General features: G+C 72.2%; 19 protein-coding genes, 1 tRNA gene and 1 pseudogene. 11 read left to right on the top strand and 10 right to left on the bottom strand.

Going from position 1 to position 18,241, the window contains the following annotated elements; translation table 11 throughout:
* Positions 1-50: 50 nt before the first annotated feature.
* Both ACWENR_RS00250 and ACWENR_RS00245 read left to right on the top strand, forming a co-directional pair.
* Positions 51-506: a lamin tail domain-containing protein gene (locus tag ACWENR_RS00250; protein ID WP_452274891.1), complete on the top strand. Its 456-nt coding sequence runs from the start codon at positions 51-53 to the stop codon at positions 504-506.
* 326 nt (positions 507-832) lie between these two features.
* Positions 833-2,545, top strand: a complete 1,713-nt coding sequence (locus ACWENR_RS00245; RefSeq protein ID WP_452274890.1) for a bifunctional metallophosphatase/5'-nucleotidase — start codon at positions 833-835, stop codon at positions 2,543-2,545.
* A gap of 138 nt (positions 2,546-2,683) precedes the next feature.
* Here the strand turns inward: ACWENR_RS00245 and ACWENR_RS00240 are convergent, their stop codons facing one another.
* The gene (locus ACWENR_RS00240) at positions 2,684-3,967 is read right to left on the bottom strand and encodes an MFS transporter (RefSeq protein ID WP_452274889.1); all 1,284 of its coding nucleotides are present in this window, start codon (positions 3,965-3,967) and stop codon (positions 2,684-2,686) included.
* A 212-nt stretch (positions 3,968-4,179) separates the two neighbouring features.
* Between ACWENR_RS00240 and ACWENR_RS00235 the strand changes: the two genes are divergently transcribed.
* Positions 4,180-4,653 carry a hypothetical protein gene (locus ACWENR_RS00235; protein WP_452274888.1) on the top strand — a complete coding sequence of 158 codons (474 nt, stop codon included), beginning with the start codon at positions 4,180-4,182 and terminating at the stop codon, positions 4,651-4,653.
* Between the two features lie 250 nt (positions 4,654-4,903).
* Here the strand turns inward: ACWENR_RS00235 and ACWENR_RS00230 are convergent, their stop codons facing one another.
* The gene (locus ACWENR_RS00230; protein ID WP_452274887.1) at positions 4,904-5,539 is read right to left on the bottom strand and encodes a TetR/AcrR family transcriptional regulator; all 636 of its coding nucleotides are present in this window, start codon (positions 5,537-5,539) and stop codon (positions 4,904-4,906) included.
* Between the two features lie 288 nt (positions 5,540-5,827).
* Here ACWENR_RS00230 and ACWENR_RS00225 point away from each other — a divergent pair, with 288 nt between their 5' ends.
* Positions 5,828-6,217 carry a VOC family protein gene (locus tag ACWENR_RS00225; RefSeq protein ID WP_452274886.1) on the top strand — a complete coding sequence of 130 codons (390 nt, stop codon included), beginning with the start codon at positions 5,828-5,830 and terminating at the stop codon, positions 6,215-6,217.
* Between the two features lie 226 nt (positions 6,218-6,443).
* Here the strand turns inward: ACWENR_RS00225 and ACWENR_RS00220 are convergent, their stop codons facing one another.
* Together ACWENR_RS00220 and ACWENR_RS00215 are read right to left on the bottom strand one after the other, a co-directional pair.
* The gene (locus tag ACWENR_RS00220) at positions 6,444-6,845 is read right to left on the bottom strand and encodes a permease-like cell division protein FtsX (RefSeq protein ID WP_452274885.1); all 402 of its coding nucleotides are present in this window, start codon (positions 6,843-6,845) and stop codon (positions 6,444-6,446) included.
* 262 nt (positions 6,846-7,107) lie between these two features.
* A complete protein-coding gene (locus ACWENR_RS00215) occupies positions 7,108-7,554 on the bottom strand; it encodes a winged helix-turn-helix transcriptional regulator (RefSeq protein ID WP_452274884.1) in 447 nt (148 codons plus the stop codon).
* Positions 7,555-7,686: 132 nt separating this feature from the next.
* On the opposite strand from ACWENR_RS00215, the gene ACWENR_RS00210 reads away from it, so the two are divergent.
* The gene (locus ACWENR_RS00210; protein WP_366640442.1) at positions 7,687-8,559 is read left to right on the top strand and encodes an aldo/keto reductase family oxidoreductase; all 873 of its coding nucleotides are present in this window, start codon (positions 7,687-7,689) and stop codon (positions 8,557-8,559) included.
* 86 nt (positions 8,560-8,645) lie between these two features.
* Positions 8,646-8,882, top strand: a pseudogene (locus tag ACWENR_RS00205) (hypothetical protein); the annotation flags it as partial.
* 35 nt (positions 8,883-8,917) lie between these two features.
* Here ACWENR_RS00205 and ACWENR_RS00200 read toward each other — a convergent pair.
* Positions 8,918-8,994 (bottom strand) — tRNA-Pro (locus tag ACWENR_RS00200).
* Positions 8,995-9,219: 225 nt separating this feature from the next.
* Positions 9,220-10,113 carry a metallophosphoesterase gene (locus tag ACWENR_RS00195; RefSeq protein WP_452274883.1) on the bottom strand — a complete coding sequence of 298 codons (894 nt, stop codon included), beginning with the start codon at positions 10,111-10,113 and terminating at the stop codon, positions 9,220-9,222.
* Between the two features lie 25 nt (positions 10,114-10,138).
* Here ACWENR_RS00195 and ACWENR_RS00190 point away from each other — a divergent pair, with 25 nt between their 5' ends.
* Positions 10,139-10,594 (top strand): GatB/YqeY domain-containing protein, encoded by a 456-nt coding sequence (locus tag ACWENR_RS00190; protein WP_452274882.1) that lies wholly within the window; start codon positions 10,139-10,141, stop codon positions 10,592-10,594.
* A gap of 79 nt (positions 10,595-10,673) precedes the next feature.
* Here the strand turns inward: ACWENR_RS00190 and ACWENR_RS00185 are convergent, their stop codons facing one another.
* Entirely contained in the window at positions 10,674-13,118 is a 2,445-nt protein-coding gene (locus ACWENR_RS00185; RefSeq protein ID WP_452274881.1) for a penicillin-binding protein, read from the bottom strand.
* 406 nt (positions 13,119-13,524) lie between these two features.
* Between ACWENR_RS00185 and ACWENR_RS00180 the strand changes: the two genes are divergently transcribed.
* Entirely contained in the window at positions 13,525-13,845 is a 321-nt protein-coding gene (locus ACWENR_RS00180; RefSeq protein WP_319460489.1) for a WhiB family transcriptional regulator, read from the top strand.
* 6 nt (positions 13,846-13,851) lie between these two features.
* On the opposite strand, the gene ACWENR_RS00175 is transcribed toward ACWENR_RS00180, so the two are convergent.
* The 3 genes from ACWENR_RS00175 to ACWENR_RS00165 are packed head-to-tail and all read right to left on the bottom strand — an operon-like array spanning position 13,852 to position 16,721.
* Positions 13,852-15,003 (bottom strand): ArsA family ATPase, encoded by a 1,152-nt coding sequence (locus ACWENR_RS00175; RefSeq protein ID WP_452274880.1) that lies wholly within the window; start codon positions 15,001-15,003, stop codon positions 13,852-13,854.
* A gap of 54 nt (positions 15,004-15,057) precedes the next feature.
* Positions 15,058-16,035, bottom strand: coding sequence for an ArsA-related P-loop ATPase (locus ACWENR_RS00170; protein ID WP_452274879.1), 978 nt, complete (start codon positions 16,033-16,035; stop codon positions 15,058-15,060).
* A 26-nt stretch (positions 16,036-16,061) separates the two neighbouring features.
* Positions 16,062-16,721: an Rv0361 family membrane protein gene (locus ACWENR_RS00165; protein WP_452274878.1), complete on the bottom strand. Its 660-nt coding sequence runs from the start codon at positions 16,719-16,721 to the stop codon at positions 16,062-16,064.
* A 312-nt stretch (positions 16,722-17,033) separates the two neighbouring features.
* On the opposite strand from ACWENR_RS00165, the gene ACWENR_RS00160 reads away from it, so the two are divergent.
* The 3 genes from ACWENR_RS00160 to ACWENR_RS00150 are packed head-to-tail and all read left to right on the top strand — an operon-like array spanning position 17,034 to position 18,185.
* A complete protein-coding gene (locus tag ACWENR_RS00160; protein ID WP_452274877.1) occupies positions 17,034-17,516 on the top strand; it encodes a hypothetical protein in 483 nt (160 codons plus the stop codon).
* Positions 17,517-17,562: 46 nt separating this feature from the next.
* On the top strand, positions 17,563-17,718 hold the full coding sequence (locus ACWENR_RS00155) for a DUF4177 domain-containing protein (protein WP_013736319.1): 156 nt from the start codon (positions 17,563-17,565) through the stop codon (positions 17,716-17,718).
* A 5-nt stretch (positions 17,719-17,723) separates the two neighbouring features.
* A complete protein-coding gene (locus tag ACWENR_RS00150; RefSeq protein ID WP_452274876.1) occupies positions 17,724-18,185 on the top strand; it encodes a RidA family protein in 462 nt (153 codons plus the stop codon).
* The last annotated feature ends 56 nt before the right edge of the window (positions 18,186-18,241 follow it).

The following is an 18,241-nucleotide window of genomic DNA, read 5'->3' as shown; positions in this document are numbered from 1 at the left end:
AACGGCTCATCCGCCGGCCCGTGGGTCGGCTGTCCCGGTGGGGGAATCGCATGAGAAGAAGGCTGATCGGTCTCGCCGCGGCGTTCGCCGTCACGGTGGGCGTCTCGCTGACCACCGCAGGCCCGGCCCAGGCCGCCACCCCGGCCGTCCAGATCACCAAGGTCTACTACAACTCGCCGGGGGTCGACAACCGCTCGAACTCCAGCCTCAACGCCGAGTACGTCCGGCTGACCAACCGGCGCTCGGCCACCCTCAACCTGAAGAGCTGGACGCTGCGCGACAAGTCCAACCACGTCTACAAGTTCTCGGGCGACTTCAAGCTGCGCCCGGGGGCCAGCGTGGTGATCCACACGGGACGGGGCACCAACAGTTCCACCCACCGCTACTGGGGTTCGCGCGCCTACATCTGGAACAACACCGGCGACAAGGCGTACCTGCGCAACCCGTCCGGGACGCTGATCGACTCCTGCTCGTGGGGAAGCAGGGGCAGCTACACGAACTGCTGACGTGGGCACTGGCCCCGGGCGACCGGGGCCGGTGGCCGGTGTCGCCGTCGAGGCGTCGACGACCCGGTTGCCGTCGGCGAGCCGGCCGGGGCGGACCCCTGCCGGGCATGTCGGAAAAGCCCGACCGGATCTCCCGGCCGCAGGCGTATTCCCAGGTCCATCGGCCGCCCCGGTCGCGCGGTGGCCGGCGACGATGAGAAGCTGTCGGCATTCCGGCGGCGGTCCCCCATCGCCGTCGAGCGCGACCGAACCCTGCCGCACGGCGCGGCCGGCCCGGCGTGAACCGCCGCCCGGGTTGCCCGCGCCGGCTTCCCACGAGGAGTTCCATGTCCATCTCCGGGACGCGCCGGGCCGCCATCGGCCTGACCGTGCTCGCCGTGACCGCGTTCGGCGCGGTCACGACCACCCCCGACCGGGCGGACGCCGGCCCGAAGCCGGTCGACGTCAAGCTGCTCGCCCTCAACGACTTCCACGGCAACCTCGAACCGCCGACCGGCATCACCAACGGCACCATCGCCGGGCAGCCCGCCGGCGGGGCCGAGTATCTCGCCACCCAGCTCGCCGAGCTGCGCGAGCGCGCCGCCAAGAAGCAGAACACCATCACCGTGGCGGCCGGCGACCTGATCGGCGCCTCCCCGCTGCTCTCCGCCGCGTTCCACGACGAGCCGACCATCGAGGCGCTGTCGCTGGCCGGGCTCGACTACGCCAGCGTCGGCAACCACGAGTTCGACGAGGGCCCCGACGAGCTGCTGCGCATCCAGAACGGCGGCTGCCACCCGGTCGACGGCTGCGCCGACGGCACCCCCTACGAGGGCGCCGGCTTCCAGTACCTGTCGGCCAACGCGTTCCGGACCGCCACCGGTCAGCCGCTGCTCGCCCCGTACGCCATCCACAAGGTGCAGGGCGTCAAGGTCGGCTTCATCGGCATGACGCTGGAGGGCACCCCGCAGATCGTCAGCCCGCAGGGCGTCGCCGGCCTGAGCTTCGCCGACGAGGCGCAGACCGCCAACCGGTACGCCCGCGAGCTGCGCCGCCAGGGCGTCGAGACCATCGTCGTGCTGCTGCACGAGGGCGGCACGCAGGACGCCACCGGCGGCATCAACGACTGCAAGGGCATCTCCGGCCCCATCGTGGACATCGCCAACCGGATGGACCCGTCGATCGACGTCGTCGTCAGTGGCCACACCCACCAGGCGTACAACTGCGACATCGCCGGCAAGCTCGTCACCAGCGCCAGCTCCTTCGGCCGCCTGGTCACCGACATCGACCTCTCCATCGACCGACGCACCGGCGACGTCCTCAGCGCGAAGGCCGAGAACGTGGTGGTCACCCGCGACCTCGACCCGAACCGGGCGCAGACCGACCTGATCAACCGCTACAAGGCCGTGCTCGGCCCGGTGGCCAACCGTGAGGTCGGCCAGGCCACCACGGAGATCAAGAAGACCCAGGAGGTCCTCTACGACAAGACCCTGGGCGAGTCCCCGATGGGCAACCTGATCGCCGACGCGCAGCTCGCCGCCACCGACGACGAGCAGGGCGCGGTCGCCGCCTTCATGAACCCCGGTGGCGTACGCGACGAGCTCGACGCCGGCCCGGTCACCTACTCGGAGGCGTTCGACGTACAGCCGTTCGGCAACAACCTCGTGACGCTCGACCTCACCGGCGCGCAGCTCTACTGCATGCTGGAGCAGCAGTTCGTCGCGGGCCGGACGCTCTACCCGTCGTCGACCGTCCGGTACGTCGTCGACCCGGCCGGCACCACCGGCACCGCGGCGGACCCGTGCGCGGGCAGCCGGGTGGTCCGGGGCAGCCTCACCATCGGTGGCGTGGCGGTCGACGCCGGCACCACGTACCGGATCACGGTGAACAACTTCCTCTCCGGCGGCGGCGACGGCTTCACCGTCCTCACCGGCGGCACCAACGCGGTCACCGGAATGATCGACCTGGACGCGTTCGTGGCGTACCTGACCGCGCAGTCGCCGGTCTCGGCGCCGGCGCTGGACCGCATCCGCACCACCACGGAGGTCCCCGCCGCCTGACGCGGCGTCGCACCGCAGGCGGGCCCCGGAGCGGCTGCTCCGGGGCCCGTCTGCGTCTGGTCCGTGGCGACGCCGCTGAACAGCGGCTCGACCTGCTAGGCGCCGTCGGTCGGCTCGGCGGCGTCCCGCTCGAACAGCTCAGGCGAGGGTGGGGGCCGGGTCCGCGGCGGGCGGGGCGGCCGGGACTCGGCCGTCCTGGACGGCCGTCAGCAGGGGGCGCAGGGAGAGCGCGACCAGCGAGGCCACCAGACAGCCGCCGACGACCGTCGCGACCCAGATCCGGCCGTCGGCCGCGCCGATCAGGGGGCCGGCGGTGACCGGGCCGATCACCCCGCTGATGCCGAAGATCATCGAGCTCATCGCGTTGTACCGGCCGCGCAGCTCGTCGGTGGCGAGCGCGTTGGTCAGCGCCGGCATCACCGGCGAGAGCAGCGTCTCGCCGAAGCCGAAGATGGCCGAGCAGGCCACCACGCCGAGGGCGGCGAGCAGTGCGCTCTCGGTGCCGATCACCCCTGCCGCGCCGAGGACCAGCCAGGCGGTCGCGAAGACCGCGCCCACGACGGCCAGCGCACCCGTCCGGCTGCGCCCCTCCATCCGGCGGATGACCAGCAGCTGGGCGAGGACGATCATCACCGTGTTGCCGGCCAGCGCCCAGGCCACGATGCGCGGGGACACCTCCACCACCCGCACGGAGTACGCGGCGAAGCCCACCTCGATCTGCGCGTAGCCGCACGTCGTCAGGACCAGGCCGAAGATGACCAGCCGCCGGAACGGCCGGTCCTTCAGCACGGTGAGGTAGCCACCGGTCGACGGCCGGTCCCCGGTCGGGCCGGCGGTGAGCCGGCGACCGACCTTCGGCAGGCTGAGCAGGATCAGGGCGGGCATCAGGTAGCTGATCGCGTCGAGCACGTAGATCGCCTGGAAGGTGCCCGGGCGGGCGGTGTCGACGATCGCGCCGGAGGTCAGGCCGCCGATGCCGATGCCGAGGTTGAGCAGGGCGAAGTTCAGCCCGAAGACCCGCTGCCGCTCGTCGTGGTCGGTGAGCGAGGCGAGAATCGTGTTCTGCCCGGACCAGATGGCCGAGCTGCCGATCGCGACCAGGGTCATCACCCCGAACGCCGACGCGGTCGAGTCGACCAGCGCCAGCGAGCCGGTGCCGGCCGCCTCGATCAACAGGCACGGCACGACGATCCGGCGCGCGCCGAAGCGGTCGATGAGCGTGCCGCCGATCGGCGACAGGGCGAGGGTGACCGCGCCGTACCAGCCGATGACCAGACCGGCGCGGGCGTCGGTGAGGCCGCGGACGTCGGTCAGGTAGATGAACAGGAACGGCAGGGTGAGGCCGCGCCCGACCGCGGACAGCAGGGTGCCGACGAGGATCCGCCGGGCTTCCGGACGGCGGGGCAGGGCGCGACTGAGCATGTCCGCGATTCTGTGCGCCGGGTGCGACGACCCGCGAGCGCTTTACGGCCCCGGCCAGCGCGCCCCGGCACCCGTACGTGACCAAGGCCACGTCCCGGGTCCGGTTCCCGGGGTCGTGCCGGTCGCCGGGGCGTGCTCGCCGCCGCCGCGGGCCCGTGCTCGCCGCCGCCGGGCCGCGCCCGCTGTCGGGCCCGTCTGCGATGCTGGTCGGGATGACCACGACCTGGCGACACCTGCCCGCCCCGGCCCGCGAGATCGCCACGGCCGCCGTCGACGCGGTCGCCGCCGCGCGCGAGCACGACTCCGAGGCGTACGACGTGGCGGTGGCCCGGCTCGCGGCGGCCGAACGGTCGGGTCTGGTCCTGGGCGCGGTGGTCCGGCTCCTGCTGGAGGAGGGCCACCCGGACGGCCTGGACGGCGACGACGTCCGCCAGGTGCTCGAACGCTGCGTCCGGGGTGCGACCGGGTGGCGGCCCGACGTCGACCCGCACGTGGTGCTCGTCCTGCTGGCGGGCGCCCTGGGCGTCTACGATCCCGACGGCGACGAGGCCCCGCCCGACCCGGCCGCCGTGGCGCGGCACGCGCCGCTGCTCGTGGCCGACCTGCTCGCCGTGACCGGCCGGCCGCTCGACGGCTACCTGGCGGGCGCGTTCGCCGAGATCGCGCGCACCGAACACCACGACTGAGCGCGCGATCCGGCCGGCTGTCGGGGGCACCTGTGCGCCCGGTCGCCTCAGAGGTGCCGCGTCGGCGATGCCGCGAGCGCGGCTCCGCGCGCGAACGGGCGCCGCGTCGACACGGTGAAGGCCGATCTGACCCGCCGGCGGTGGTCTCCGGTGTGCCGCAGACCGCCCGGCCGTCGGGGCCGGGGCTCGCCGGGGCTTGGCCCGCTCGATGGTGGAGGCGGCGTCCCGACGGCCCCGGCGGCGTCCGTCCTCAGCGGACGGCGTAGTCGCCGAGCGCCGGTTCGAGCAGGTCGAACGTCCGGGTGCCGGCGACGGCCAGGGCGGCCGCGATGTCGTCCAGGTCGTCGCCGGCGAGCGTGCGCCGGATGGTCTCGGTGAAGAGGACCCGGTGCGCGGCGCCGAGCTGGGCGGCGACGGCGCGCGGCACGACGTCGCCGGGGCCGGCGTGCGTCTCCGCGACGAGCAGGTCGGCCAGGGCCTGCTCGCGCAGCTCATGGAACTCGCGCAGGCGGCCGGTCAGCGTCGGGCTCTCGACGATCATCCGGACGAACGGCAGGCCGGCGAAGCCGATCACCGGGTCCTGACGGGCGACGGCCGCCAGGAACTCCCGCCGCAGCGCGGCGAGGGCCGACTCCCCGGCGCCCCGCTCGGCGACGGTGCGGGCGAGCGAGCCGACGAACTCTTCGCTCAGGTCCAGGGCCATGTCCTCCTTGCGCGGGAAGTAGTTGGTGACGGTCATCTTGGCGACGTGCGCCGCCGCGGCGATCTCGGCGATGGTGACGGTCTCGAAGCCGCGCTCCATGAAGAGGCGGGTCGCCACGTCGGAGATCGTCTGGCGGGTCTCGCGCTTCTTCTGTTCGCGCAGGTTGGGGGTCGCTGAGGTCATGCCACACAGTCTCTCATAGGTTGGACACAAATTTGTGCTTGACATATCTGATGGGTCCGACCTAAAGTTGTGTCGTTCCCAACCGAGGAGGGCCCTTGAGTACGCGCCGCACACCGAAGGCTCCGACCACCGGTCCCGCGCCACGGATCGGCGCCCCGGAGAAGACCTCGAAGGGCGGTCGCTCCGGCGCCCGCGGGACCCGGCTGCCGCTTCGGCTGCCGCCCCGGCGAGGCCGCTGACGACCCCGCCGCACACCCCGACCGCTCGGCCCCTCCCGCTAGGAGAAACATGAACGTCACCGCCACCACCGTGTCCCTGACCGTCGACGACGTCATCGCGTCCCGCGACTTCCTCGTCACGCACCTCGGCTACGAGGAGAAGGCCGCCGCCGACGGGTTCGCCTCGCTCAGCCGGGGCGACGCGGCCGCCGACGTCGTGCTGCTGCGACGGGGGATCGAGGTGCTCCCCGAGGACCAGCGCGACCAGCGGGCGTCCGGGCTGATCCTGGCGTTCACCGTGGCCGACCTGGCCGGGGTGCTGAGCCGGCTGGAGAGCGAGGGGGTCGCCATCACCATGCCGCTGCGCGAGGAGCCGTGGGGCGAGCGGCTGTTCCAGGTCACCGACCCCAACGGTGTGGTGATCCAGTTCGTCGAGTGGGCCACCCCGGCCGCCGGCTGACCCGCCGCGCGCCGCCACCGGGCACCCGGTGGCACCCGAGGCCCGCGCCGCCGCACCCAGACGTCAGGGGCATGTCCGCCGAGCGGGCATGCCCCTGGCCGTACGCGCCGGCGAGCGCATGTCGTCCCGCGCCCGGTGCCTGGCTCCCGACGCTCGGTGCCCGGAAAGCCCTTCGCCTCGCCCCGGGCGCGTCGCCCGGGGCCGATGCGGCCGGGGGCGGCGGCGGTCAGCCGCAGCCGACGACCGCGCCTGCCTTCTTGTCCGTCGGCCGCTGGATCACCTGGATCTCGTCCACGCCCGGCAGGTGGCGGACCGGCGCCAGCCGCGTGCAGTCGAACTCCCTGCCCTCGGTCGTGAGCCGGAACGACTCGGGCATCGCATCGGCCGAGACCTGCGCGATCATGTCCGGCCTGTCCTTGAACGTCTCCCGGAACTGCTGCCACGCCTGCTCGCGGCCCTCGAACCTGATGCCCCCCACCGGCTCCAGCCCGTGCAGGGCCGACTCGATGGCGGCCTTCTGCTCGGCCGTGGCGTCGTTGCTGAGGAAGACGTTGACGGCGTACTGGTGCTGGTCGCCCCGGACGACGAACAGGACCACGGCGGTCGCGACGAGCGCCCCCACCAGCATGGCGACAGCGGCGACCAGCAGGAGCGGACCGCGCCGGCGCCGCGCGGGCGTCGACTCGTCCGACGAGGCAACCGGGACGGCAGGCGGCTGAGGGGACCCAGCGGCTAGGTGTGGCTGTTCGGCGGCGCCCACGGGTGACGACTCGTCCAGGGGCGGCTGGGGGATCGGCTCCGACACGGTGCACAGTAAAGCAGCCGGGGCCGGGTGGCGGCGGCCCCGGCAGCGCTCATCCAGCCGAGCCGGTCCGGGTTGGGTGTGAGCGTCAGGAGGTACGAGAGTCGCGGTTCTCGCGGTTCGCGAGGACCTCGGCCATGTGTGTCTGCGCCCAGTCTCTGAGCCCGCGCGTCATGTGATGAAGCGAGCGGCCGAGGTCGGTCAGCTCGTAGGAGACGGTGACCGGGACGGTTGGCGTCACGGTACGGGTGAGCAGGCCATCGTGCTCCAGCGAGCGTAGCGTCTGGGTCAGCATCTTCTGGCTGACCCCGGCCAGGAGGCGAGAGATCTCGGAGTAACGCATCGCCTTCGGAGCGTCTGCGTGTGCTGCACCGGGCCGGCCAGGGTTGTTGTCGCCGCCCAGCGCGCACAGGATCAGGACGACCCACTTGTCCGAGATTCGGTCGAGCAGCTGCCGGCTGGGGCACCCCGCCAGGAACGCGTTGTACTCCACCTTGGCCTGAGCCCTCTTCTGGGCCGCCTTCATCGTCGTCACTGCTCGCACCTCTCACCGATGGGTGGGTTACGCACTCCAGGGTGCCTACTTCCCGACAGGAAGTTTCTCTCCAATGCTGATGCAGGGAGGCAGTAGGCGCCACCCCCAAGCTCGCAGACGAAAGGCAACAGGATGAGCACACCCTCCTTCTCTCTTCCCGGCGGCACCTGGACCCTGGGTGACCTGACCGTCACGCGGTTCGGCTACGGCGCCATGCAACTGGCCGGCCCGTGGGTCATGGGGCCGCCCACCGATCGCGAGGGTGCCCTGGCCGTTCTGCGTGAAGCGGTCGACCTCGGCATCACCCACATCGACACCAGCGACGCCTACGGGCCGCGCGTCACCAACGAGTTGATCCGCGAGGCACTGCACCCCTATCCCGAGTCGCTGCACATCGTGACCAAGGTGGGCGCGACCCGCGACGAACAGGGTGGCTGGCCCACGGCCCGGCGACCCGAAGACCTGCGCCGCCAGGTCCACGACAACCTCAAGTCCCTCCGGCTCGACGTACTCGACCTGGTCAACCTCCGACTCGGCAACGCCGAAGGTCCCCAGCCCGGCTCGCTCGCCGACGCGTTCGCCACGCTCGTGGAACTCCAGCAGCAGGGCCTGGTCCGCCACCTCGGGGTCAGCAACGCCACCGAGGAGCAGGTCACCGAGGCACAGAGCATCGCGCCGATCGTGTGCGTGCAGAACATGTACAACCTCGCCCACCGCCACGACGACAAGCTCATCGACCGGCTCGCCACCGAAGGCATCGCGTACGTGCCCTTCTTCCCCCTCGGGGGCTTCACCCCGCTTCAGTCCTCGGCTCTCTCGGCGGTCGCCGCAAGACGGGAGGCGACCCAGATGTCCGTCGCGCTCGCCTGGCTGCTGCAGCGATCACCGAACATCCTGCTCATCCCCGGCACGTCATCGACAGCACACCTGCGCGAGAACATCGCCGGCGCGGGACTCTCCCTCTCGCACGAGGACTTGACCGAGCTGGATGACATCGGCCGCTGAATGCCCCGTGGCCGAACGGCCCACAGGCCACGGTTCATGTTTCGGTCCCGGTCGCCCTCGCGCGACCGGGACCGGAGCAGGACGGTTCGGCCGACTGGGCGCCCCACGAGCTGCGCCACAGCTCCGTTCCGGTGCTGCCGAGCGGCGGTGTGAGTCTGGAAGACGTTGCCGACCTGTGCAGGCACTCCGGAACCACGGTCACGGAGAAGGTCTACCGGCACCAACTGCGGCCGGTTCTGTTGAGCGGGGCGGTCGCGATGGATCGCATCTTCGCGCCTACCCCGGAGCGGTGGTCACTCGGTTGGTCGCCCAGGAAGCACTAGAGGGCACATCCATCGATCGGATGTGCCCTCTCACCTGGTCGGGGTGGCCGGATTCGAACCGACGACCTCTTCGTCCCGAACGAAGCGCGCTACCAAGCTGCGCCACACCCCGAGGCGTGCCGACAAATAGTAGCCCACCCTGTTCGGTGGTCCAACTCGGTACCCCCACCGCCCCGGCGCCCGGTGGATCGGGTGCCGGGGCGGCAAGATCCGCGCAACTTCCCGGATCTCGTTGGCTCCCGTCGAGCGGATGCCACTACATCCCGGAAGTTGCGCGGATCTTGGGGCGCGGGGCGCGGGGTGCGCAGCGCGGGGTGCGGGCGGCCTGCGGGGGCGGTCAGCGGGGGATGAGGGTGAGGATGCTCGCCTCGGGCGGGCAGGCGAACCGTACCGGCGCGGTCGGGTGGGTGCCGAGGCCGGCGGAGACGTGCAGCCAGGAGTCGGAGCCGGGCCAGCGGTGCAGGCCGCGCGCCATCGAGCGGGGCAGGCCGCAGTTCGTGACCAGCGCGCCGACGCCCGGCACGCAGACCTGGCCGCCGTGGGTGTGCCCGGCGAGCAGCAGCCCGAAGCCGTCGGCGGCCATCCGGTCGAGCACCGCCGGCTCGGGGGAGTGGGCGAGCGCGATCGACAGGTCCGCGGCGGGCGACACCGGTCCGGCGACGGAGTCGTAGTCGTCGCGTTCGATGTGCGGGTCGTCCACGCCGAGCAGCTCGACCGCGCGGCCGCCGGCCTTGACGGTGGTGCGGGCGTTGTTGAGGTCGGCCCAGCCGGCGCCGGTGAGCACGTCGCGCAGCTCCTCGTGCGGCAGCTCGACGCCCTCCGTGTACTCCCGGTCGGGCAGGAAGTAGGTGAACGGGTTCTTCCAGACGGGGCCGGTGTAGTCGTTGGAGCCGAAGACGAAGCCGCCCGGGTAGTCGAGGAGGGGCTGGAGGGCGCGCAGCACGCCGGGTACGGCGTCGGGGTGCGCCATGTTGTCCCCGGTGACCACGACGAGGTCGGGGTCGAGCGCGGCCAGCGACGCCACCCAGCGCTGCTTGCGGCCCTGGTCGGGCGTCATGTGCAGGTCGGACAGGTGCAGGACGCGCAGCGGCTCGGCGTCGGCCGGCAGCACCGGGACGTCGTACCGCCGCAGGGTGAACATGTTGCGCTCGATGAGCGACGCGTACGCCAGGGTCGCCGCGCCGAGGGCGGCGGTCCCGGTCGCGAGCCGGAATAGTGTGCGCTTTCGCATGGCATTCAGGGTAGTTTCACCGTCCATGAGCACGCTGAAGGACCGCCTCACCGCCGACATGCGCGCCGCCCTCAAGGCGCGCGACGAGCTGACCACCTCCACGCTGCGGATGGCGTTGGCCGCCGTCGGCACCGCCGAGGTCGCCGGCAAGGCCAAGCGCGAGCTCACCGACGACGAGGTGCTCGCGGTGCTGACCAGGGAGGCGAAGAAGCGCCGGGAGGCCGCGACCGCCTTCGCCGACGCCGGCCGCGCCGAGCAGGCCGCGAAGGAGACCGCCGAGGGCGAGGTGCTGGAGCGCTACCTGCCGAGCCAGCTCTCCGACGCCGAGCTGACCGAGCTGGTCGCGGGGGCGCTCGCCGCGGGCGGCTTCACCGGCAAGGCGCAGATGGGCCCGGCCATGAAGGCGGCCCAGGCGGCGGTGGCCGGCCGGGCCGAGGGCGGTCGGGTGGCCGCCGAGGTACGCCGGCAGCTCGGCCTCTGATCCCCGGCGCGCCGGGCCGCGTACGCGAAACGGGCGGGCACCCCCACGAGGGGTGCCCGCCCGTTGTCGTCCGGCCGGCTCAGCCGCCGGGTCGGTTCGGCGGGCGGCCTGGGCCGGCCGGCGGACCGTTGGGGCCTTGCGGCGTGGTGCCGCCCTGGGTGGCGCCGCCGCCGGCGCTGATCTGGATGGTCACGACGCCGCCCTTGATGGTGCGGCCGTCGGGGCTGGTGCCCGCGGCCTTGCCGGGGGCGCAGGTCGACGCGACCTTGATGTCGGAGACGACCGCGTCGAAGCCCTCCGCCTCGATCCGGGACTTCGCCTGCTCCACGTCGAGGCACTTCACGTCGGGGATCCGGCGCTGGTCGCCCTCGCGGATCTTCTGGCCCGGGGGTTCGAAGTTGATCCGCTTCTTGCCCTTCATGGCGTCGCGCAGCGTCTCGTAGACCGGCGGGTTGATGCCGTCCTTCTGGTTGTGCTTCATCTTGACGTTGGTCTGCGGCCAGTCCGGGTCGGCCATGATGCCGGCCACCGCGTACTGCCTGGTCATCGCGACCAGCGAGGCGGTCTTCTCCGAGTCGGTGGTGCCGGACTTGCCGGCGACCGGGGCGTCGACGATGCCCTTGACGCTCGCGGCCGTACGGCTGCCGCCGCACCGGCTGGTGGAGGAGTTGTCGCCGACCGGGCAGCGGGCGGCGTCGACGGCGGCGCGGGCCACCTCGGTGCTGACGCGCTTCTCGCAGCGCGGGTTGGCGACGTCGAGCTTCTTGCCGTCCGGGTCCCTGATCTCCTGCACCGGGATGGGCTCGCAGTACTTGCCGTCGGCGGCGAGGGTGGCGTACGCGTTGGCCAACTCCAGCGGGGTGGTCTGCGAGACACCGAGGGTGAAGGCGCCCCACTGGTGGGCGGCCTCCTTGCTGCCGGCGAACTTGGCGTCCTCGGCCTGCCGGAACTGGATGCCGAGCCGCTTGGCCACGTCCACCACGTTCTCCGCGCCGACCTTCTGCTGCAGCGGCACGAAGTAGGTGTTGGTGGACTGGGCGAAGGCGCTCCACATGGTCTGGACGCCGCCGGCCTTCTTGTTGGAGTTGGTCGGGCAGTAGAAGTGGGTGCCGGGGCACGCCGCCGGGCTGCTGCTGCTGATGATGTATTCCGACTTGAACTGCTGCGGGGCGTTGAACGTGTAGCCGAGCGGGACGCCCTTCTCCAGCGCCGCAACGATGGTGAACATCTTGAAGGTCGAGCCGGCCTGGTAGCCCGTGATGCCGTCGCCGCCGGTGAGCAGCGGGTTGACCGTGTTCGGGTAGTTGCCGCGCTTGCCCTTCTTGCGCTGCTTCGGGTCGCTGTGCATCTTGTTGGCCGGCTTGTTCGGGTCGTCCAGCTTGAAGGTGCGGTTCACCGCCAGCGCCCGGACCCGGCCGGTGCCCGGCTCGACCACCGCCACCATGGCGGCTTCCTTGCTGTTCTCCGGCTTGGCGCGGCGGACGGCCTTGTCCGCGCCGTCCTGCGCCGGCACGTCGAGCGAGGTGATGATCTTGTAGCCGCCGCTCTTCAGCCGCCGCTCCCGGTCGTACGTGGTCGAGCCGAACGTCTCCTGCTGCATCCACCAGCGGTAGAGGTAGTCGCAGAAGAAGCCCCAGCCCTTCTTGTTGGTCGCGACGCAGCCGTTGGGGGCCCGCTTGCCGGTGATCACGAGCTTGGTGGCCTTCGCCGCGTCCGCCTCCTGGCGGGTGATGGCGCCGGTCTCGACCATGTTCTCGATGACGTAGTTGCGCCGGTCGACCGCCGCCTTGTAGCCGCTCTTGGTGGTCGGGTCGTTGGTACTGGGGGCCTTCACCATGCCGGCGAGCATGGCCGCTTCCTCGATCTTCAGCTTGCTCGGCGGCTTGTTGAAGTAGACCTGGCTGGCGGCGTAGACGCCGTACGCGCCGTTGCCGAACGCGGCGATGTTGAGGTAGCGCTCCAGGATCTCGTCCTTGGAGAGCTCCTTGTCGATCTGGAGGGCGTAGCGCATCTCGCGCAGCTTGCGGGCGCTGGTGTCCTCGGTGGCCGCGACCACGTCGGCCGGGTGGGTCGCCGAGTAGGCGATGGCCAGCCGGACGTACTGCATGGTCAGCGTCGAGGCGCCCTGCTGGCTGGCCGCGTTGGACTGGTTGTTGACGAAGGCCCGGGCGATGCCGTTGAGGTCCACGCCGTTGTGCTTGTAGAAGTCGTGGTCCTCGGCGGCGATGATCGCCTTCTGCATGACGGGCGCGATGTCGGCCAGCTTCACGTCCCGACGGTTCTCGTCGTACATGGTCGCCAGCGGGGTCTTGCCGTCGGAGGCGTACAGGTAGCTGATCTGTGGCGCCCGCGCCACGGTCAGCTCCTTGGGTAGTGCGCCGAAGGTCTCGGCGCCGGCCTTCGCGGCGAGGCCGGACATCGCCACCGCGGGGAAGGCCGCCGCTGCGACCACCACGCCGGCCAGGAGGCCACATATGAGCAGCGATGCGGCGTTGGTCAGCACATTGTGGTCACGTTTCCGCATCCAGGTCACCTCGACAGGGTACGCGAGTAGGGAACGAGGGGCGCTGGGGCGTTCTTTCCCCATTTCCTGCGCGCGCCGACCTCGTTGTGCTAAACGCATGACCCCCGGTGCGGGGTTGCGTGAATCCGGTGCCGAGTCTCCCTTCTTCCCGAGGGGGCCCGCAGCGTTTTCACGGACTTCGGCGGGGTAACCGGCGGTCGCGAAGCCCGGGAAGCCGGGAGTGTCCGGAATGATGGATTTAGCCGACAACGTTGCGTAATCGGGTGACTACAGAGCATGATGGGGGGCGGCGACAGAGCCACATGTCGCCCGTGCCGCCTTGGGGAAGGCGCGCCGGGCGACCGGGGGGAATTGCCGGCTGGTCCGCGACGGGGTCGGTAGGTACTGCAAGGGGGGACGAGTACAGATGGGCATGATCACTGACTGGCCGTCGCTGGCGGCGTGTCAGAACGGGGACCCGGACGCGTTGTTCGTACAGGGCGCCGAACAGAACGTGGCCAAGCGGATCTGCCGGAGCTGCCCAGTCCGGTACGAGTGCCTGGCCGACGCGCTGGACAACCGGATCGAGTTCGGGGTGTGGGGTGGCATGACCGAACGCGAACGCCGCGCGCTGCTGCGCCGTCACCCCCAGGTGACGAGCTGGCGCAAGATGTTCGAGGCCGCGATGAAGAAGAACGCCAAGGACAAGGCGGGCAAGGACAAGATCCTCGTCACCGCCGCCGGCTGAGCGCCGTCACGGCCGGCTGATCGCCGCGCCGATCGTCCGCAGCCCGTCGACGTCGTGCACGTCGGCGGGCTGCGCCGTCACCGACACCGCCGGCACCGCCGGGAACGCCTCCGTGAACCGGGCCGCCACCTTCCGCTCGCGTACGGCCTGCTGGGCCAGGGCCGCGTGGGCCCGCAGCACGTCGACGGTGCCCTCGTGCCCGCCGAGGGCGGCCAGCCGCTCCGCGGCGGCCAGGCTCTCCGCCGCGTCGAGGCCGGGCACCGCCGGGCGGTGCACCCGGTTGAGCACCAGGCCCGCCAGCGGCATCTTCTCCTCGCGCAGCCGGCCCGCGAAGTAGGCGGCCTCCCGCACCGCGTCCGACTCCGGCGCCGCGACCAGCAGGAAGGCCGTCTCCCGCGCCTGGAGGATGCGGTACGTCTGCTCGGCGCGCTGCCGGAACCCGCCGAACATCGAGTCGAGCGCCGCGACGAAGCCGGACAGGTCGGTCAGCAACTGGGCGCCGAGCACCTTCTGCACGACCTTGGAGAACATCCCGAACGAGGCGGTGACCAGGCTGAACATGCTGCGGCCGCCGGTGCGCGCCGGGGCCAGCAGCAGCCGCAGCATCCGGCCGTCGAGGAAGCGGGACAGGCGGGCCGGCGCGTCGAGGAAGTCCAGCGCCGAGCGGGACGGCGGGGTGTCCACCACGATCAGGTCCCACTCGCCCCGGGCGTGCAACTGGCCCAGCTTCTCCATCGCCATGTATTCCTGCGTGCCGGCGAAGGTCGAGCTCATTGCCTGGTAGAAGGGGTTGGCGAAGATCTCTTCCGCCTTCGCCCGATCGGTGTGCTGGAGCACCACGTCGTCGAAGGTGCGCTTCATGTCCAGCATCATGGCGTGCAGCTCGCCGCCGCTGGCCTCGACGTCGATCCCCTTGACCTGGCGGGGGGTGTTGTCCAGCTCGGTCAGCCCCAGCGACTGGGCCAGCCGGCGGGCCGGGTCGATGGTGAGCACCACCGTGCGGCGGCCGTGCTGCTCGGCGGCCCGCAGCGCGAGCGCGGCGGCCGTCGTCGTCTTACCCACCCCGCCCGCCCCGCAGCAGACCACGATCCGCACGCCCGGATCGGCGAGGATCTGGTCGACGTCCAGCTGCGGCGCCGCGTCTTCGGAAGGCACCAATCGAGCGTATCGGGCCGGGTCGGCCGGCGCGCCCGTGCCGCCGGCAGGTGTGAGTCAATCCGCCCGGACGAGGGCCTCGGCGAGCCGGTCCAGCCCGGCGCGGTCCACCCCGTCGGGCAGCAGTGGCAGCTCGGTCAGCGGCAGCCCCAGCTCCGCCAGCTCGGTGCGGAGCGAATCCTCCAGCTCGCGGCGGATCGCCTGGTCGCGTGCCTCCGCGGCCAGCCCGGCGACCGTGCCCCGGTCCGTCGGCAGCCCGGCGGCGCGCAGGCCCCGCTCCAGCTCGGCCTGGGTCACCGCCCGACCCGCGGGCAGCGGCGGCCGGGTGCCGTTGACGATCACCCGGCCCACCGGGAAGCCGAACGCGGTCAGCTCGGCGATGGCGTCGACCGTCTCCTGGACCGGCATCTCCTCCAGCAGGGTGACCACGTGCACGGCGGTGATCGGGGAGCGCAGCAGCGCCGCGACGCCCTCGCTCTGGGTCTTGATCGGGCCCACCTTCGCCAGCCGCGCCGTCTCGGCGGTGACGTTGAGGAAACGGCCGATCCGCCCGGTCGGCGGGGCGTCCAGCACCACCGCGTCGTACGCGCGCCGCTGCCCCACGGTGCGGGTGGTGGCCTCCTTCACCTTGCCGGTGAGCAGCACGTCCCGCAGGCCCGGGGCGATGGTGGTGGCGAAGTCGATCGCCCCGAGCTTGCGCAGCGCCCGGCCGGCCGCGCCGAGCTTGTAGAACATGTCGAGGTATTCGAGCAGGGCCTCCTCGGCGTCGACCGCCAGGGCCCGCACCTCACCGCCGCCCGGCGCGTCGGTCAGGTGCCGCTCCTCGTAGGGCAGCGGGTCGGTGCCGAAGAGCTGGGCGATGCCCTGCCGGCCCTCAACCTCGACCAGCAGCGTGCGCCGGCCGTCGGCGGCCAGCGCCAGGGCCAGGGCGGCCGCGACGCTGGTCTTGCCGGTGCCGCCCTTGCCGGTCACGACGTGGAGGCGGGCCGGCCACTCCGCGCCGGCCGGGCCGGTCGCCCGCTCTGCTGCTCGCACCCGTCGAGCCTATCCAGCGGACGGGCTCACGCGACCTCGCAGACCCGCCAACCCGTCTTCTTCACCACCGTGAACCGCAGGTCCTGCTCGGCGATCTTCTCGTCGGCGGTGGTCATGGTCACCTTGGTGGTGACGGTGGCCCGGTCGCCGGTCTGGTCGTCCACCTTGGGGCTGCTCCACCGGAACCGGGGGTTCCGGTGGGTCGAGGCGTACTTCTCGACCTCGGCGACCTTGGCGGCGACCTTCTTGTCGTCCCGTGCCGAGGAGCAGACCAGGGCGGCGGCCCGGCCCGCGTCGCGGTCCTGGTAGACGGCGGTGAGGAACTGCTCCACCGCGGCCACCGGCTCGCCGGCGCCCGTGCCGCTCTCGGCGTCGCGCAGGGTCAGGAAGGCGACGGCGCCGCCACCGGCGCAGAGCAGCAGGATCACGGCCAGGGCGATCGAGGCGATCAGCACGCCGCGCTTCTTCCTGGGTGCGCCGGGCTGCGGGTAGGGCGGATGTCCCGCCGGCGGCGGCGGGACCGGCGGGCCCGGGGCGGCGTACGGCGGGGCGGCGGGCGACGGGGTGGCGTACGGCGGGGCGGCGTACGGCGGGGTGGCGGGCGGCGGGGTGGCGCCGAACGGGGTCGGGGACTCCGGCTGGCCGGCCGGCGATCCGACGGGGCCACCGCTGGGCGGTTGGGTCATCTCTTCCCCCGGGGGTGCGACGCCGCCGCCTCCCGTGGCGACAGCGTGATCGAGCTGGCGGCGAGCCGGCGAGCGCCCGTCCGACCGGAAGGGTAGCGGTCTATCGGCGCCTCCGGTGGGTCGGCGGGCGCAGTCGGATTCCCCGCCGGACGTGTGTCGCATATGTGACTTGACGTGACCGGCCGTGCGCGTCCTGTTGGCGGGACTTCCGATCCGGTCCTACGTTCTGACCGTCGCGGGGGAACGGGGCCGGGCGGAACGGCCGGGCCCCGGACGATGACGTGAACAGGTACGACGTCCGGAGGCGAGGGCATGCGCGACGTGGACAACAACCCCCGAGGCCAGTTCCCGGCGGGCGACCGGGCGTGGCGGGCCGGGACCGGCTCCGGCGAGGCCGAGGGCGTGGTGGGCGGCCTGCCGATCAACGAGCGGTCGTACCGCCGGTTCGCCGATCCCGTCGAGGTGCGCGCCGTGCACCGGCCCGGCGCGCGCGGCCGGGACGAGGAGGAGCCCGGGTACGTCATCCACCTGCCGATCCGGGTCGCCGACCTGGCGGCGGCCACCGCGCTGGCCGGCACGGTCGCCACGTCGCTGAGCTTCCTGCCGGAGCTGGACGCCGGCGAGACCACCGTCTCCACCGCCGACGACCAGAACAACCGGCACCGGGTCTTCTGCGACCTGCTGCTGCCGGACCGGTCCCGCTGCCCCCAGCCGTACGAGCACGGCGGCCCCTGCGGGGAGCTGCCCGTCGCTCCGGAGCAGCGTCCCGCACCCCGGCCGTCCGCCGGACCGTAGGCTGTGCGTCGAAGAGCCGTACTCCATCCAAGGGAGCCCTCCACCGATGCAGAAGTGGGAATACGCCACGGTCCCGCTGCTGGTCCACGCGACCAAGCAGATCCTCGACAACTGGGGCGAGGACGGGTGGGAACTCGTCTCCGTGGTTCCCGGCCCGAACCCGGAGCAGCTCGTCGCGTACCTCAAGCGGCCGAAGGCGTGAGCGGCATGACCAACGGTCCCCACGCGAAGCTCGCCGAACTCGGGCACGAGCTGCCCGAGGTGGTCCCGCCCGTGGCCAGCTACGTGCCGGCCGTGCAGTCCGGGCAGCACGTCTACGTCTCCGGGCAGTTGCCGATGGCCGGGGGCAAGCTCCTCGCCACCGGCAAGGTCGGCGCCGGCGTCTCCGCCGAGCAGGCCAAGGACCTGGCCCAGCGGTGCGCGCTCAACGCCCTGGCGGCGATCGACTCGCTGGTCGGCCTGGAGAACGTCGTCAAGATCGTCAAGGTGACCGGCTTCGTCGCCGCCGCCCCCGGCTTCACCGCCGTCCCGGGCGTGATCAACGGCGCCTCCGACCTGTTCGGGGCGGTCTTCGGCGAGGCCGGCCGGCACGCCCGCAGCGCCGTAGGCGTCGCCGAGCTCCCCCTCGACGCCCCCGTAGAGGTAGACGTAATCGTCGAGGTCGCCTAACCCCCGCGCCCCCGCCCGCCCCGCGATCTTGCACTTACCGCCCCGGCGAAAGCCGC

Source organism: Micromonospora sp. NPDC004336 (assembly GCF_053602615.1).
The sequence above is the reverse complement of the archived record's forward strand: the minus strand, read 5'-3'. Positions and strand labels throughout refer to the sequence as shown.